Genomic DNA, 15,866 nt, shown 5'->3' with positions numbered 1-15,866 from the left:
TGGAATTAACCTTGCCTTCTCACCATCCTGTTGATGCAGCCAATACCGCCAGAACCATGCAGCTACCTCTTTCTACCCAAGGATCACAACTACTTGATTCCTTAGGTCGCCCGATATTACTCAGAGGGGTGAACTGGTTTGGGATTGAGACAGACTTGCATGCTCCTCATGGATTGTGGAAACGAGACTACAAGGATATGTTGGCCCAGATCAAAAGCTTGGGCTACAACATGATTCGCCTGCCGTTTTCTATCCAATCTCTAAGAGCCTCAGAGGTCAGTGGGATTGATTTCAACATCGGTAACAATCGGGAGCTTGACGGTAAATCGCCCTTGGAGGTCATGGATGCCATTATCAAGGAAGCCCAGCAGCAAGGCATATTAATTTTGTTGGACTGTCACCGACTCAATGACCAACGTATTCCTCCATTATGGTACGGGGATGGGTTTACGGAAACTGATTGGATAGAAACCTGGAAAATGCTGGCAAATCGTTACCGTAATCAACCTAATGTGATTGGCGCAGACCTGAAAAATGAACCCCATGGCTCAGCCAGCTGGGGGACAAACGATCTGGCTACTGACTGGCGACTGGCAGCACAGAGGGCTGGTAATGCCATTCTTGCGGTCAACCCCAAATGGCTGATAGTTGTTGAAGGTGTGGAAAAGAATGTTCCAGGTCAACGACTAGCGACCCATTGGCATGGGGGTAATCTGGAAGGAGTTAGGGAATATCCAGTACGTTTGTCTAATCCGAATAAGCTGGTCTATTCCCCCCATGAATATGGCCCTGGAGTTTTCAATCACTCTTGGTTTTCAGAACCGAGTTTCCCTAACAATTTGGAATACCGCTGGGAAATTGCTTGGAACTATATCGCTAGACAAGGCATTGCGCCGATTTTGATCGGAGAATTCGGTGGAAAGGAGGTAGACCCTAACTCAACAGAGGGAGTGTGGAAGCGGCGGCTGGTAGATTACATTAATCGAAACAACCTAAGTTTTGCCTACTGGAGTTGGAATCCCAATAGTGGGGATACTGGCGGGATCCTGCAAAATGATTGGCAGAGTGTGGAGGGTCCTAAGCAACAACTGCTTCAGGGATTGCTAATTGCCAACAATTTCGCCCCGAATGTGGGAGTTGCTCCGATTATCCCCTCAATTTCCATACCGCGACCAAGTTTCCCACCAGGCAGAACCAAACCAATGCCCACGCCATTACCGAATTCCCAACCCAGGTCAATCGGGCAAATGCCTACACCAACACCAACAAGTAGGCAGCCATCCAGAAGCGTTGCACCACTACCTCCACCCCTCTCCAATCCCACACCCAGGAGGGTTGCACCACTACCCCCACCTAACCTGCGTACCAACCCAGGTGTAATTCCACCATTACCTGCACCTTTACCGAGTAGCAACCCAGGTGTAATCGCACCGTTACCTGCACCGTTACCTGCACCATCACCAACTGTCACACCAAGGCAAGTTACACCCCTACCCCTACCGTCACCCCTTGCCAATCCAGGTTTCAAGGAGCCACTACCTTTACGATCCCCCAGTGCCACACCCAACACTATGGCACCCTTACCTTCACCGCCACCCGATACCAACCAAGGTGTAAGGGAGCGAAGACCAACACCCGAACCTAGCCCTAATCTCTCTAACCCTAATCTCTCTACAAGGTCACAGACTAGAAACCGTGTCCCTTTAAAAGTGGTACCTAACCTGCATTCAGATTGGCAAGAAGGATTTTGCATCGGTATACAGGTTATCAATGAGGGCAGTACTAAGGTTGAAGACTGGGAATTAACATTCCAAATGAATCAAGCTGCGATTAACAATAGTTGGAATGGTAATTTCCAACCCCCTAACAGGGAAAACTCTCAATCCTCTAAAGACTATGTGGTCACCCCCCTGGATTGGGGAGGATTGATCGAACCTGGTCAAAGCCGTCATTTAGGATTCTGTGCCAACAAGCTAGGGTCTGACTACAAACCCCAGCAAATGAATGCATCAGGCCAGTGAAGGTTGATATGCGATTGGCCTACGGCCACGCTACGGGAACGCCGAAGCGCTGGCACTACTTGCTCAATCACCCGGTGAGCTTTCAACCTTAAGCCTTGGCCAATAGGCCACGCGTGCGCGTTCAACCTCCAACCTCCTTAAACCTTAAACCTTCAACCTCCAACCTCCTTAAACCTTAAACCTTAAACCTTCAACCCGATTAAACCTTAAACCTTCAACCCGATTAAACCTTAAACTAGAGTACCTTCAAAAGCTGTTTAATTTTGGTCTCCTGTTTCTGCTTTAATTGGTCTGGGAACTTCAACTCAATGGCAACTTGATCGGATAAATCTTCGACATCTACAATTTGAGCTAACAATCGCTGTGGTAACTGGTTAGTGGATTCCTGACTCAATAGCAAGCCAACGAAAGGTTGGTCTTGCTCCATTCTCCGCAAATCTTCTGGTGTGAGCAATGGACTAGTTTGCTCGGTGGTGTCAGAAAATTCAGTGCTGCGGTCTAATTCCACCCGTAAACTCATCACTCCCATTTCAGTTGCCCTGCCACTGTAAAACTTACCTTCCCAATAAAGCTGAGCAGTAGCCCTAATCTGTTTCCGCACCTTAGTACTGGTTTGGGTATTCAACTCTCGGAAGGAACGGAACACACCAGTGGCTAAGAAACCTAAGGAGCCCATGGGTCGGTCTGTGATCCCACGCTTCTGGGAATACCACTCCCTGACATCGGAATAAATTACTAAGACTAAATCATCTAGCTGAGCTTGAGTGAGGTTGATAAAATTAATCGCAAGGTGAACTTGATGGTCACTAATGGGTGTCTTGCGGATAATTTGTCCAGCAACAAAGGCTCGTCTGCCGTAATCTCCCAAAATTTCAAGGTCTACTTGATCAGGTAGGTTGGGCCAGCTATCTAAGGCAATTAAAACTCCGCTTTCTGAGATATTAACCGTTTCCCCTGGCCAACTCTGGTCAGGGGTGTGAATTGTCACCGGAAGGCGTCGTAGCAGGCGGTGTTTGGGGCGTTGTTGGGGTTGTTCAAAGGCAACCAGCAAACCTGCTATCAGCAGAACCGAGTTAAAGACGCACCACATGGCGTTAACCAAGACCGCTTCTGCATCTTCTGGACGCAGCAGCAGCCAAAAGGGAACAGCTAGTAAGGCAGCAATCACTATAGCTGTTACTACCAAAATACCCTGTACTGACTGCCAATCAAAACTCCGCTGACTAACCGATACCCCCTTGTCAGTTACATTAAATGAACCGAGCTTGGGGTTAATCACCGCCATCAGAGTGACATACCCCGTCTGGAATGACATCACAAATTCAAACACCTCGTTCCAGAAGGAAAAGCGAACTTCTTTGTAGGTGATATAGTTAGCATTGAGGCTAATCAGTAGATGGGGCAGGGCATAAAATAAGGTTTCTAGCCCCAAACCCTGAATGGGATTGATGCCAAACAATAGGAATAGAGTGGGAGTGACAGCGTAAATCAGCCTGGGAAAGCCATAGAAGAAGTGGGAGGTGGCTGAAAAATAGCAAATCCGCTGGCCTAAGGTCAGATGTTTTGCCTTCCAGTTCAACAAGGGGAATTCTAGCCGTAGAATCTGAGCCATTCCCCTTGCCCAACGCACTTGCTGACCCACATAAGACGCAAAGGTTTCAGGGGCTAAGCCAGCAACCATAATCTGGTCATAGTACACTGACTCATAACCTAAGGAATGGAGTCGGAAGGCCGTGTGACAATCTTCTGTAACGGTTTCAACGGCAATTCCCCCAATCTCCAGCGCATGGGTTTTGCGAATTACCGCTGCTGAGCCACAGAAAAAGGAAGCATTCCAGAAGTCATTGCCCTTTTGTAGTACTTTATAAAAGAGTTCATTCATCACTGGAATCTCACCCTTAGTCTGCAGATTTCGCTCAAAGGGGTCGGGGTTAAAGAACCAGTGGGGCGTTTGCACAAAGGATACGTTTGGGTTGTAGAAAAACCCGACTGTGCGCATCAGCAATTTTCGCACTGGAATGTGATCGCAGTCCAGAATCAATACCAGATCGCCCTTGGTAGTCTTAAACGCTGTGTTGATATTACCTGCCTTGGCATGATCATTGTTAGGTCTAGTCAACAATTTACAGCCGATTTCTTCGCACATCTGCTTCAACTTTTTGCGACGCTCTGGATACTTTCTGCCATCATCTAAGACATAGACTTGTTTTTTATCCTCCGGATAGTCCATAGCCAGAGCGGCTACTGCTGTATTGCGGACAATTTCCACAGGCTCGTTGTAGGTTGGAATGTAGATATCAACCTTGAACCATTGGTCTTGAGGATAGTTAGCCAGATCAACGGTTTCTCGGTCTTTGATTTTGAGAGTTTGAAAATAAGCTAGCACTAGGGTTAGAATTGCATACAATTCCGCCCCCAACAACAGCACACAGAAAAACCCGTTGATCCAAGTATCAAAATTTAGGGTATAGGCAAAGCGATAGTATAGGTAGCGCATGGTGGTCACCAGGCTCAGCCATACTAAAAACAGATGAAAATACTCACTGACTGTTTTATCAGATTGTTTGGCTTCAGTGCGCACTACCACTTGACCAACCAATATTAGTGCGATCGCTACAATCCCCTGCTGCCTGACTGTTAGGGGTGTAGTAATCAGGGGTATGGATAGCAACACCAGCAGCAAAATCAGCCACCACAAGTGATTCGACCCTAGCCGTGCTAGGACTCGGTCAAAAAACCGAGGTAGGCGATCAACGAGTAATGTAATTAAAGGGGATCGACGAGGGCGATTTTGCCTATTTCTCGATTGTTTGAATAAGGAAAAAGACATAGCAATTTATAGCATTTTGATTTGAGATGTGAAACTAATATTGATTAACAAAGGGAACAGGGAACAGGGAACAGGGAACAGGGAACAGGGAACATTACTAAAGATATCGCCGTATTTTTTTGTGTTATTTATAAATCATAATTTGGTTTTATGATCTATTTTTAAATGCTATATAGGTTATGTAATAATTAGTGATTAGTCATTACTCATTAGTCATTTTTAAGTCAGTGAAATTTTAATCTAATAGCATTCAGCTATCAGCTATCAGCTATCAACTTATGGGCTACGTCCACGCTCAGCGAACAGCCAAAGGCCAACGGCCAACGGCTGACCACTGACCACTGACCACTGACCACTGACTACTGACCACTGACGGCTGACGGCTGAACGCGCACGCACCTCAAGTAGCGCATATGCTTAGTCATAGCATCTAATAGACAAAAAATAGTAAAGACTAATCAAGACTAAAGACTAATCACTAATTACTAATCACTAATTACTAATGACTTTTTTGATCTGTCACACGCTTGAGGTACAACTGGCTAATGCCATAAAGCAGGAAGGTTACGCCCAGAATACCTAAAGCTAGGAACCACCAGTTTTGTTGGAGGAAGAAGGATGCTTTACTGAGGGCAGAGGTTTTTTCAATGCGTTTTTTAGAACGGGCTAGTTCAAAAAACTCTAGCTTATAGGCATCGGGGTCATAACCAGCAGGGTCTTGTTGATAACTACTAACTAAAACCGTATCCTTCTGCAACTGGTAGAACCAAGAATCTTTAGTGAGAATCTGCCGCACCCGGTCTAAGCCATTTTCCGTTTGACCACTCAAAGCCAAAAGTACCCGCTGATTGTTATAGGGAGACATGATTTCTTTAATTACCCCTTCACTATCCGGTAGAGTCTGGACACTAGCTTCACCCCACTGACGTCCTAGAGCATTACTCAAACGCAAACCACTTGACTCAAATACCTCTGGAAAGGGAAATTCCTCTCTGGTGCCAATTCCGACCAGATTGCGCTTCCTCCTGATCTGATCAGGCAATTGTTCAATGGTGTAAACATCCAGCTGTACTGAATCTGCCTTACTTAGACGTCCTAAACGTTCACTGACAGCTAGGAGGGTGAGCAGATCGGTATCAGATGGTGTCTCTGACAACACGATCGCTGTATTGGACAAATCTTGAGGAGCTGCAAATGGGTAACCTACTTGCAACAGTTCTAGATTAGGTAGTTGAACTGACGGCTCCCGATTAACTTTGAAGTTGGTCTCACCATGAACCGTACCGGTTAGTTGTTGATCGGTAATTTTACCACACTCCTCTGGTTCCCTGGGGTTCAGCCGGAAAGCGACTTTGATTTTAGAGGTGGGTTTAATCAGATTGGCAGGAAGATCAACTTTGAGAGTTTCTCGCTGTGAGCCATCCCTCTTAGTCAAGCGTTTACCACCAATTAGTACATCATCTAGTAAGACTTCTACAGCAGAGGTGCGAGGATTGACCTGGGGACCATAGCTGTATACTAAATTCATGGAACTGCCCCGTTTAAACCGATCATCCGGTAAGGCACGAAAATCAAACTCTACCGGTGGTGCTGCAGTGCCTCGCACTGTGACGTCCTTAAAGGGTTTACCATTGGGCTGAGTAGCAATGTCTTCTAGAGTAAAGGAATTTTCTTCTGGCAAATAACCAGGCCAATTGCGGGAGGATGGTATTGGTACATCCCGAACCTGATCTACGAAAATTAATTGACCTGTGCCAAGTTTACTGGTGTCTGGCTGTACTAAAAACTGGGCAGCCTTTTTCACGCCATCTGGGCCATTGCCAGTCACCACCAAGACCGGGTTACTGCCATCATTGACTGTGGTAAGTGCTAGCACACCGACATCATCGGGTAAGGGAATCTGATTCCCATCTAAAATCTGATTCCCGGAGAAGGTAAAGGGCAGTGCTAAAGACTTCAAAACTGGTTGATCCCCAGGAGTCCCCATCACAACTAAACTATCGCCCCACTCTAATTCGTCGATAGTCTCTACCAAACGGGTGGTAATGGGACGGAAGTCAGCCAACCTGCCTAAGGAAGCCTGTAAGCGAGGCGCAGCAGTCAACCAAGATTCTAAGGACTCCACGGATCGGGTCTGGACATTCCCCTGCGGCAGCATATAAGCAATGCGATTGGCATCTAAGCTGAGTTGATCAAAGAAAGGATAAGGATAGCGACTGAAGTTTAGGGGAATAGGTTCAACTTGGTATTGGAAGATTAATTTTGAATCCGGCAAAACCTCAGTCCACAACGTGGCATCCCCTCCATCCGTACAGCCAGTGGTGTTGTGTTGCTGGGCTACTAGGGAAAGTTCATTGTAGTCCTGGATCAGGGTCGTTGGGATAGCAAACATGACGTTAGCCACCTGAGACTGCTTGCGGTTGAGAGGGACACTGGCCACACTGGTGCCATTAATCCGCAAGGTCAGGTTAGAGCGATTTGCCATCAGGGCTGGTGAATGCTGGAAACGGATTAAGGCTTTGGCGGTTTTTACATTCCAACCCCGAGGACGAGTAAAGCCCAGTCTTGCTTCGGAATAAACCCCCCGCATCCGGAGGCGATTGCCTACAATCGGAGAGCGGTTAAATTGCAAGATGTACTCACTTAATGGGATATTCGGCGTAGAAGCAATTGGATTTGGAGTAGATTGGGGCTGTGAACGAGGTCGGGCCTGGGAGCGGGGTTGGGTCCGTGGCTGAGTTCGGGCAGCTGGCCGAGGTCGGGCGGGAGCAACCCTGGCTGGGGCTGGATTAGAGCGTCTTTGTCGTGGCGCTGCCGGAGCAGCTTTTGGTCTAGGTCGGGCAGCTGGCCGAGGACGAGGTTTAGGTTTGTAGACTGGAGCCTTAGTGGGGGTTTTGGGTAAGGTGTATTTCTGGATGAACTGGTCTTCCTGTCTTCTGAGGTTACCCTCCCCTTGAGCTCTGGTCAGGGTAGTACCGATGCCCAGGGTTAACACCATGCTTGCACATAGCAGCAACAAGGATAATCTAGGAGCATAGAGAGCACGTCGTTGATGATTATTCCTAGGATCTTGGGCTTGGGAGCGGCGAAACAAGAATTTCATAATTGTAATAATAAAGAATACTAGGAGAATACTAAGAGAACCATGTATTTATAAAGTTAAGTTGTATTGTTTAGGCTTAACTTTAACCATTGAGACCATTTTTGTCACCTGTATCACCTGATTGATGGCTATAGATTGATCGGTATAGTTATCGGTATAGATTGATCGGTATAGTTATCGGTATAGTTACTGGTATGTTTCAACTATTCCCGTCCCTAACTGGGATTTAACAGGTTGCCGTCGATGGCTGTGGTAGGTAATAACCCTAACCAAGCTAAGTTTTGGGTATAATAGGCCGATTGATCATCCCAAATCCCTTCCTGATATTGTGGTATTAGTTTCTGCTCTATCAATTCTCTAGCCATGGCTGGCTCAATTAAACGTAGGGCAGAATAAAGCATGGCATATTGAGAAGTGGCTTCGTAACTCACCGTTGGTTTGCCTTGGATGTCAATCCTGGCGGGCAGCTTTGAGGAAGAACGCCACAGGGATTGCAAATGCTGGGTGGCAGTACCGAGATAGGCAAATGCTTCTGGGGTATTGAACCAAGCTGCATCCCAAGCAACCCTCCACCAGACTCGGTAGGCATCAAAGCTATAAGAACTTTTGAGTGGACTGTCTGGTGGCAATGGCTGGAATTGACCAGTTTGGGTGTCAAGGGCTATCCAATCGCTGGGTAAGCCTACAGCAGAAACCTGGGAAGACTCTTTTAACACCTGGTAACTACTATCCACCAAACTTAACCAGTCATGGTTGGGGTCAACTTGGGCAAAGAGACGAAAGGAGAAAGGAGCAAGATATGAGGGGTTGAGATATAGAGTTGATGGAGAAGGGACAAAGGCTGCTACAGGTCCTGGCAAAAGATAGCGCTTTCCCCTTACCTCTTTGGTGGAAAAGTTCCACAAATCTTCCAGCTTAGTCAACGCTAAATCCAGGTATTCCGGTCGATTCCAGCGACGGGAAGCTAGGATTAATGCTGTTGCTGCATCAATATCGGCATCGCTGGCAAAATTTCTGTCAATCGCACCCCAGTTACCGCTCTGATCACGACCCCACTTCCACACCCAGAGTTGATCTTCGAGAGTACCATTGGTTCCTGAGCGCTTGAGATTGTTTTGAGACCATTGTAAGGTCAGGGCAAAGGTAGTCGGGTCATCGGCAATGACTGCTCGCAGCATACCATAGGCTTGCCCTTCAGAGGTTGAGCGATCGCTAGCTTCGTAGTCGATGACTCGCCCATCTTTTTGAATAAATTTCTCTTTGTATACACTCCAACTTTCTGCTATAATAGTACTTTGGTCTATTAGTAAAGGAGTTTGGGGAGCCTCTGGTTCAGGATACTCACGGTAGACTGAAGAGGTTTTGCTTGGTGATGACTTGGGTGGTGAAGGGGTTGGAGATCGTCTTGACAATTGATGGGGAGCACAACCCAATAGGCTCAACATAATGGTGACAGTAACGATAGAAACGCTCTTGGTGCGACCCATAAATAAATGTTGACGGCTGTTGTATGACATCGTGAATTTGCGGCTCTTACATTTACTCCTCAAACATAGTTGGATACAAGCCTCTAGATTTATCCAACGTAGTCTTTTAAGGGAAGAAGTCTGAACCTAAGCCTAGCCTAAAAACCTCAGAGTTCAGAATTGTTGAATTCTGATATTTGGTTTAAATGTCTGGATTATTCATTTGTGAATATAAAACTGCCAATTTTTAAGTGTTAATTGCCATTTGGGATTTTCCCTTGCGATACCTTAATCCTTTATACTTCATCCTTGACACTTCATTCTTCATCCTTGACACTTCACCCTTTATACTTAATCTATACTTCATCCTTTAGACTTCACACTTCATCTAGACTTAATTTTTTATCCTTAATCAAAACGTTCCCAAGGCGGTTGGAAACCCCTGCGGAACAGAAATCCTTCTTGGATTTGCTGTCTCTGACGGGACAGGGTAGCAGTACTAGATCCTCGACTGAATTCCTCCAGTCTTAGCTGTTCCAACTGTTCTAGGGCTTTGACTTTGAAGTCTTCAGTCTGATTTAGTCCAACTAAGGCACGACGTACCCCAAAATCCAGGGGTTGGATCGCAAGACCTCGATAATAGAGTTGCTTGGCCGAGTCAAAGCGTCGTTGTTGGAACCGAACACCACCTAAAGCCGCAATAATCTCAGTGTTACTGGGTTCTGCCGTCAAAATCACCTGATAGGCGCGTTCTGCTATGTCTAACTGATCGATCGCTTCTGCCAATCGCCCCTGCAACAAGTATGTCTGAACGGAGTAGGGAGCCCGATTGACTAATTCAATCACCTGAGCTCTAGCTAATTCTGGACTACGCTGAGCAATAACCTGAATTAAACGACGGTTTACTGGTATGTTGTCTGGTTCAGATTGCAGCAGCGAAATGTATAGGGGTTCCCGTGTGGGATTGGCAGGTAGAGCACCAACTAGAGCAAAGAGTTCTGGGGGCGGAAGCACATTTGGTTGTGTCTGCAACCAATAGTATACAAATGCCTCAGCTTGGGATTCTGGAATCAGATTCGCTTGGTAGGCAATTGTAGCTCGTGCTAACTGTAGGTTAACATCACTAGGATTGAGGGCTACTAGTTGGTCATAAAGTGCCACAGCTTCCCCTGGTCTATCTTGTAGCAGAAGTATAGATGACAATCCTTGCAATGCACCATTGAGAATATCTCGTTGTGGGTTGCTGGCAATCAAGGCTTGGTAACGCTGACGGCTAGCAATCCAATTACCTTCACGACGTTCAATATCTGCCGCTAGCAACTGTACTGCCAGATCGTTAGCTCCCTGGGGTGTCGCGGTATAAGTAGCCAAAGCATTTCTAGCTGAGATCAAGTCATTGGCTTCAATATATAGTTGAGCCATCCGAAAGTACAAAAACGGGGCGTTAACCCCAGATGCCAGGATATTTTGGTATATAGATAGAAATTGTGGCCCCGGCGGCTCGATCGGGATCAAGGCGTCTGCCACCGCTTGCAATTCGCTGGGTTCAGTAGGTAGGGGAATCAGTATGGTCGCTAGACGGTTGCTCAATTCCGCTTGAGAAATTAATCCGGTCTGACGTTCTAGACCCACGATCTTAATCATGAGACTACGGTTATCAGGCTCGAACGCAAGCTGTTGTTGGTAAAGCTGCAATGCGGTTGCCCGTTCGCTGGGTATGCCTGTGAACACATCAGCTATTTCCCGAATTAAGTTAGGGTCATTAGGATTCTCTGCCAATGCTTGACGGTAGAGCATCGAGACTTGGGCTTCGAGGGCTGGATCTTGATTTTTATTGCGAATTTCATTTAGCGATCGCGCTAAGGGCAATGTGGCTTGGGGGAGACCTTGTAAAGGCTCTAATACTGCCAATGCTTCAGAGAGTTGTCCATTTTCGGCATAGGCTTGGGCGAGGGCGGCTCGGGTTTGGATGCCTAGGTCATCCAGCTGATCGATGATAGCGAACCCGACTAACTCGTTTTCCAGAACCTGCACCGCCTGAGCCGCATTGCCAGTTTGCCTTAAGGATTGGGCATAAGCCAGGACAGCATAGCCACTAATCACATTCCCGGTGGCGAGGTATTGGTTAAAGAGTTCCAGACCCCTTTGAGGGTTACCGTTGTAGGTGTAAACTTCTGCTGCCCCTACTAGCACATCTGGACTAGGATCCGTTTGCAGCACAATTTCATAGTCTGCGATCGCCTCACCAAATCGCTGCTGATAACCTAACAGCAGAGCTCGCCTACCACGAGCTTCTGTATCATTGGGATTAATATCGAGCAAGACCGTAAGGGCTTCAATTCCCTGAGCCTGCCATTCTTGTTTATATGTCCCCAACAGACCTACTGCACTTAGGGCTAACTCATTGGTAGGGTCTTGAGCCAGCACCTGTTGATAGGCATCCCAGGCTTGGTCAATCAATCCCTGTCGGCGGTAGGCGATGGCTAGGCCAATCTTGGCATCAATGGATTGGGGATAACCCTGGACAGCTTCCTCAAACCCTTTAATTGCCTCCTCCACTCGTCCTTCCCTAAGCAGATTAAAGGCTCTGATAATCGGCACCGGAATAGTTTGAGCTTGAGCTGCCTCAAGGCAAAAGGCAAGAGGCAAAAGGGAAACAGTCAAGGGTAAGAGGTAAACGGTCAAGGGTAAGAGGTAAATGGGTAAAGAATTTACCACACGGCGGCACGGATGGCAAGGTGAATCCAGTCCCTTTGCCTTTTGCCTCTGACCCGAGGATTCTCCCCTGGTAATGGGGGGTAAGCCTGTTCCCTTGTTCCTTTTGCCTTCCTCTAGAATCATTGACTCAACCTACCTCTAGGAGTTACATCAAAATCAGTTTTCAATCGAAATCCGGCAAAGGTTTCTTTTAAACTATTGCGTTGCTGAAGGCTAAAACCAAGCCGCACATTAGGTAAAAATTGGAAATCGTAGTATAGCTCTAACACATCTGGTACATCATCCCCATTTTCCTGGCGCAATTCCTCATTGGAGAGGTCCCGACCATAGGCTAATCCTACCCGGTCATTCTTAGAAAACAAATCCAAGAAGGTGATTCCGAAACTGAAGGTGTTTCCCTCTTCATCCAAATCCCGGTTGCGGTAAACCCCATAGCGACCAAATATGCCCATATTCAGTTCAGGAATAAACACTTCGCCATTGACACCAAATGCTTCTTCATCATCATTCTTGTTGATGCCAAAGTCATCCCTTCCCCGTTCGATGGAGAAAATTTCCCGGAAGCCACTATTGGCACCACCATCCCTGCCTGAGGCATAGGTTCCTCGCACGATCACATTATCGTAGCGCAGACCAATTTCTCCAGCCAAGCCATTGAGGTCAAATCGCTCCAGACTTTCAGCTGATGAAAACAGAGCAACTTTGCCTTCTATATTGTCTGTCACTGCCCAGTTAACCAATAAACCTGGACGAGATGCGATCGCAGTAGCACTCAAGGCTGGATTAGTTTGAAAAACTGGATTAAAGAAATGGCTTACCCCATCCTTGGCAAAACTATTCCGATCAAAGTAGGAGGTTAAATCCAACTGACCGACAGAAAAGCGCAGAGTGGGTAAGGTGCTAGCAGGAGCAGCCGTAAAGAACAACTGATTGATAGTTGCCCCTTCGTTAGGTGAGTCTACCAATTGGTCATTTTCGCTAGTCAGATCTAGGGTAGCTCCAAACAGGAATTGGGGCGTTAGCACATAGCTTCCGTCCAAGCGAGCTCTGGCTACTGAATTTTCCCCTTGATTCACGAAGCTGCCTTGGAAACGCAAGGATCCTGGGGTGAGAGCGGTGCTAGGTAGCAACGGGCGACCGGGGGATTGGGCTGTTGGGGGAGAGGTTGGTCGATTCAGGTTTGAGTTAGGAGCCGGTGGCCAGGGTTGTAGTGCTGGTTGGAAGAAGGGTACTTGACCAAAGCCAGGGGTATTGGGATTTGGCACCACTGGGATGGGAGTGACTTGCCCTGGTAGCGGTGGTTGGGGGGTGGCTGGGAAAGGAGACTGGCCGAAGCCAGGCATGTTGGGATTTGGCACCACTGGGATGGGCATGAATTGGCCTGGCATCTGCCCTGGGGGGGTGGCCGGGAAAGGAGACTGGCTCAAGCGAGGCATGTTGGGATTGGGCACCACTGGTATCGCCATGAATTGCCCTGGTACCTGACCTGGAATATTGTTCAAATACTGTAGCTGACCTAAGCCCAAGCCATAACTACTGCCCCCTATCGGAATGGGATTGATCGGGACTACTGACTGGGGGACTGGGGAAGTTCTCAGATAGGGCAGCTGACCTAAACCCGAATTGTAAGGACTACCCCTCATGGGCATAGGATTGACTGGGGCTGGCAGAGGAGCGGGCATGGGTCTCGGGTAGGGCAACTGACCGAAGCCAGGGTTATAGGTAGTACCCCCCATCGGAATGGGATTGACTGGAGCTGGCAGGGGAGCGGGTGTAGTTCTCAAATAAGGTAGCTGACCCAAGCCAGGGTTATAGCTAGGGTTATAGCTAGGGCTATAACTATTTATCCCCTGGGGGGTAGACATGCCGAACCCTGCCGTTGGCATCAATAGTACAGTTTGTGGTACGTAGGGCACTTGACCAGATAACCCATTATTCCTACCCATACTCGTACCCAAGGGCATCGTCCCACTTACTCCTGGCATCATCGGCATCAATAGTACCGTTTGTGGCACGTAAGGCAAATAGCCCCAATTTGGGTTAGGAGTATTGCTTCCCAACGGCATCGAGTTAGGAAGTGCTGGCAATGACGCTGGTGTTTTGGTTTGTGGGAAGACAGGCAGTTGTCCTACCGCTTGGTTTTGGTAGTTATTCAGAAATAAGGGTGTGGCCGTTCCTTGCCCTAGCTGTTCCGGCAGGCTTGGTGGGGAAGGAGGCAGTTGCTTGAATTTTTTGGGAAGTTTACCAGCATTGGACGGAATTGGGTCTGTTGGTACTGCCAAAGGTTGGGTTTTTGCTTGGGAGGTTGTCTGCTGGTTGGAGCTAGAGTTGGGACTATTCGGAACTAACTTCGGAATGAGGGATGGCAGCAGCTGATTACAGGCTGTGTTTGTTTGACAGTTGCTCCAGTTAGCTGGGAGTACTCCTTCCAAATCTACACTCGAACTGCTGCCATAGGGCAACAGTTGGCTTAGCTTGAACTCCGTGAACGTTAAGTCTATTTGCTCTAGGTTTAGCGTCGATGATGACACTAGAGGCTTTTGAGGTGATGGCGTTAACGCTAACTGGTCTATTTTCCTGTCAGCTTTAGTGTCAGCAGATTGCTTCTGGGTAGCTAGCTTAGAGTTAGCTGCTTTGCGGGCGTTTAGTTCCGACGACTCTGGGACTGGTGAGCCTAGTTTCGAGGTAGCTTCAGGGTTAGGTCGATGAGAGACTTTAGTTTTATTGGGGAGGGATGACTTTGCTAACCCATGCCTGTGTCCTGGTTTTAGCTCCAGTTTCCCTGGTTTTTGAGGCTGTTGAGATAACTCAGGGATTCTCGAACCAACCTTTTTGCTAGTGGTGATGTTAGGTTTGCTAGTGCTGATATTTGAGGAAGCCAAGGTTTGGGCTTTTCCAAAGGGTGGGATTGACCTAGCTCTAGACCTGGCATAGGGTGACCTGAACTTGGCTTTAGTCCGTTGTCCTTCCTGGCGGTTACCTCTAGGCTGGGCTAGGGTAGTTCTGTTTTCTCTACCGTTACTGCTTAGTAAAGCAGACTTTTTGCCTTTGGGCCGTGCTGGAATAACTTTGGCTATCTCCTCTGGCTGGGCCTTAGCCGTCGGCTGGATTGGAGCAGCTACGGTTTTTTTGACGTTTTTTTGGGAGGCAGTCCTTGAGGTAGCTGAGTTTTGGGTTTTCAGCGGTGCAGAAACAGCTTTAGCTGTAGACTCCCGTTTGGCTAATTTTTGCTGCTGCTGCAACCGAGATAATGGTAACTTCCTCCTGGTAACAGAAGAACTGGGCTGAGCAGATTCCTTGGTTTTCAGCAAGGTCGGGAGAGCCTCAGGGGTAGCCCTTGACTGGGGTGAGCCTAACTTAGGCTTAGCTGCTGGTTTAGCTGATTGTTCAGTCTGGGGTAAGACGTGGGGCGGCACAGCTGAAGTCAGTTTCCTGGTGGAGTTGCTCCTTAGGGCAGAAGATCTTTGGGTCTTAATTGGCTCAGGGATTGTCTCCTGTTGACTTTCCAGCTTTCCTAGTGCTAAGATTTTGGTTTGGGTTACTTGTTCACTTTCTTCACTAATGGATTGCTCTGAATCCTTGCTCTGATTTGTCCGGAGCTGCTCTAAAAACTTAGTATGTTTAGATAGGGTAGTTGCCTGGGCTGGTTCAATGGCACTGAAGGACAGCATCCACACTACGACGAATGACCCAGTACTAAGCAGTTGCATCCATAGAAGGACATTCTA

The 15,866-nt window shown here is 47.6% G+C and carries 7 protein-coding genes; 1 reads left to right on the top strand and 6 read right to left on the bottom strand.

Annotated elements, in window-relative coordinates; genetic code table 11:
* Positions 1-2,021: cellulase family glycosylhydrolase (locus tag F6J99_RS28330; protein ID WP_293117663.1), on the top strand; the 2,021-nt coding region annotated here is incomplete at its 5' end.
* Between the two features lie 235 nt (positions 2,022-2,256).
* Here F6J99_RS28330 and F6J99_RS28325 read toward each other — a convergent pair.
* From F6J99_RS28325 to F6J99_RS28300, 6 genes are all read right to left on the bottom strand, one after another.
* On the bottom strand, positions 2,257-4,851 hold the full coding sequence (locus F6J99_RS28325; RefSeq protein ID WP_293117660.1) for a glycosyltransferase: 2,595 nt from the start codon (positions 4,849-4,851) through the stop codon (positions 2,257-2,259).
* Between the two features lie 276 nt (positions 4,852-5,127).
* The gene (locus tag F6J99_RS28320) at positions 5,128-5,250 is read right to left on the bottom strand and encodes a hypothetical protein (RefSeq protein WP_293117658.1); all 123 of its coding nucleotides are present in this window, start codon (positions 5,248-5,250) and stop codon (positions 5,128-5,130) included.
* Between the two features lie 100 nt (positions 5,251-5,350).
* Entirely contained in the window at positions 5,351-7,954 is a 2,604-nt protein-coding gene (locus F6J99_RS28315) for a cellulose biosynthesis cyclic di-GMP-binding regulatory protein BcsB (RefSeq protein ID WP_293117655.1), read from the bottom strand.
* A 215-nt stretch (positions 7,955-8,169) separates the two neighbouring features.
* Positions 8,170-9,471: a glycosyl hydrolase family 8 gene (locus tag F6J99_RS28310; RefSeq protein ID WP_293117653.1), complete on the bottom strand. Its 1,302-nt coding sequence runs from the start codon at positions 9,469-9,471 to the stop codon at positions 8,170-8,172.
* Between the two features lie 357 nt (positions 9,472-9,828).
* Entirely contained in the window at positions 9,829-12,261 is a 2,433-nt protein-coding gene (locus F6J99_RS28305) for a tetratricopeptide repeat protein (RefSeq protein WP_293117651.1), read from the bottom strand.
* On the bottom strand, positions 12,258-15,848 hold the full coding sequence (locus F6J99_RS28300; RefSeq protein WP_293117648.1) for a hypothetical protein: 3,591 nt from the start codon (positions 15,846-15,848) through the stop codon (positions 12,258-12,260). Before F6J99_RS28300 ends, F6J99_RS28305 begins: the two co-directional genes overlap by 4 nt.
* Positions 15,849-15,866 lie beyond the last annotated feature (18 nt).

It is taken from the genome of Moorena sp. SIO4G3 (assembly GCF_010692305.1).
In the GTDB taxonomy this organism is placed as follows: Bacteria; Cyanobacteriota; Cyanobacteriia; order Cyanobacteriales; family Coleofasciculaceae; genus Moorena; species Moorena producens_A.
The sequence above is the reverse complement of the archived record's forward strand: the minus strand, read 5'-3'. Positions and strand labels throughout refer to the sequence as shown.

Coding starts and splice junctions, on each gene's coding strand:
- F6J99_RS28310 (WP_293117653.1), bottom strand. CDS start 9,471: ATGTCATACAACAGCCGTCAACATTTATTTATGGGTCGCACCAAGAGC.
- F6J99_RS28315 (WP_293117655.1), bottom strand. CDS start 7,954: ATGAAATTCTTGTTTCGCCGCTCCCAAGCCCAAGATCCTAGGAATAAT.
- F6J99_RS28305 (WP_293117651.1), bottom strand. CDS start 12,261: ATGATTCTAGAGGAAGGCAAAAGGAACAAGGGAACAGGCTTACCCCCC.
- F6J99_RS28325 (WP_293117660.1), bottom strand. CDS start 4,851: ATGTCTTTTTCCTTATTCAAACAATCGAGAAATAGGCAAAATCGCCCT.
- F6J99_RS28300 (WP_293117648.1), bottom strand. CDS start 15,848: ATGCAACTGCTTAGTACTGGGTCATTCGTCGTAGTGTGGATGCTGTCC.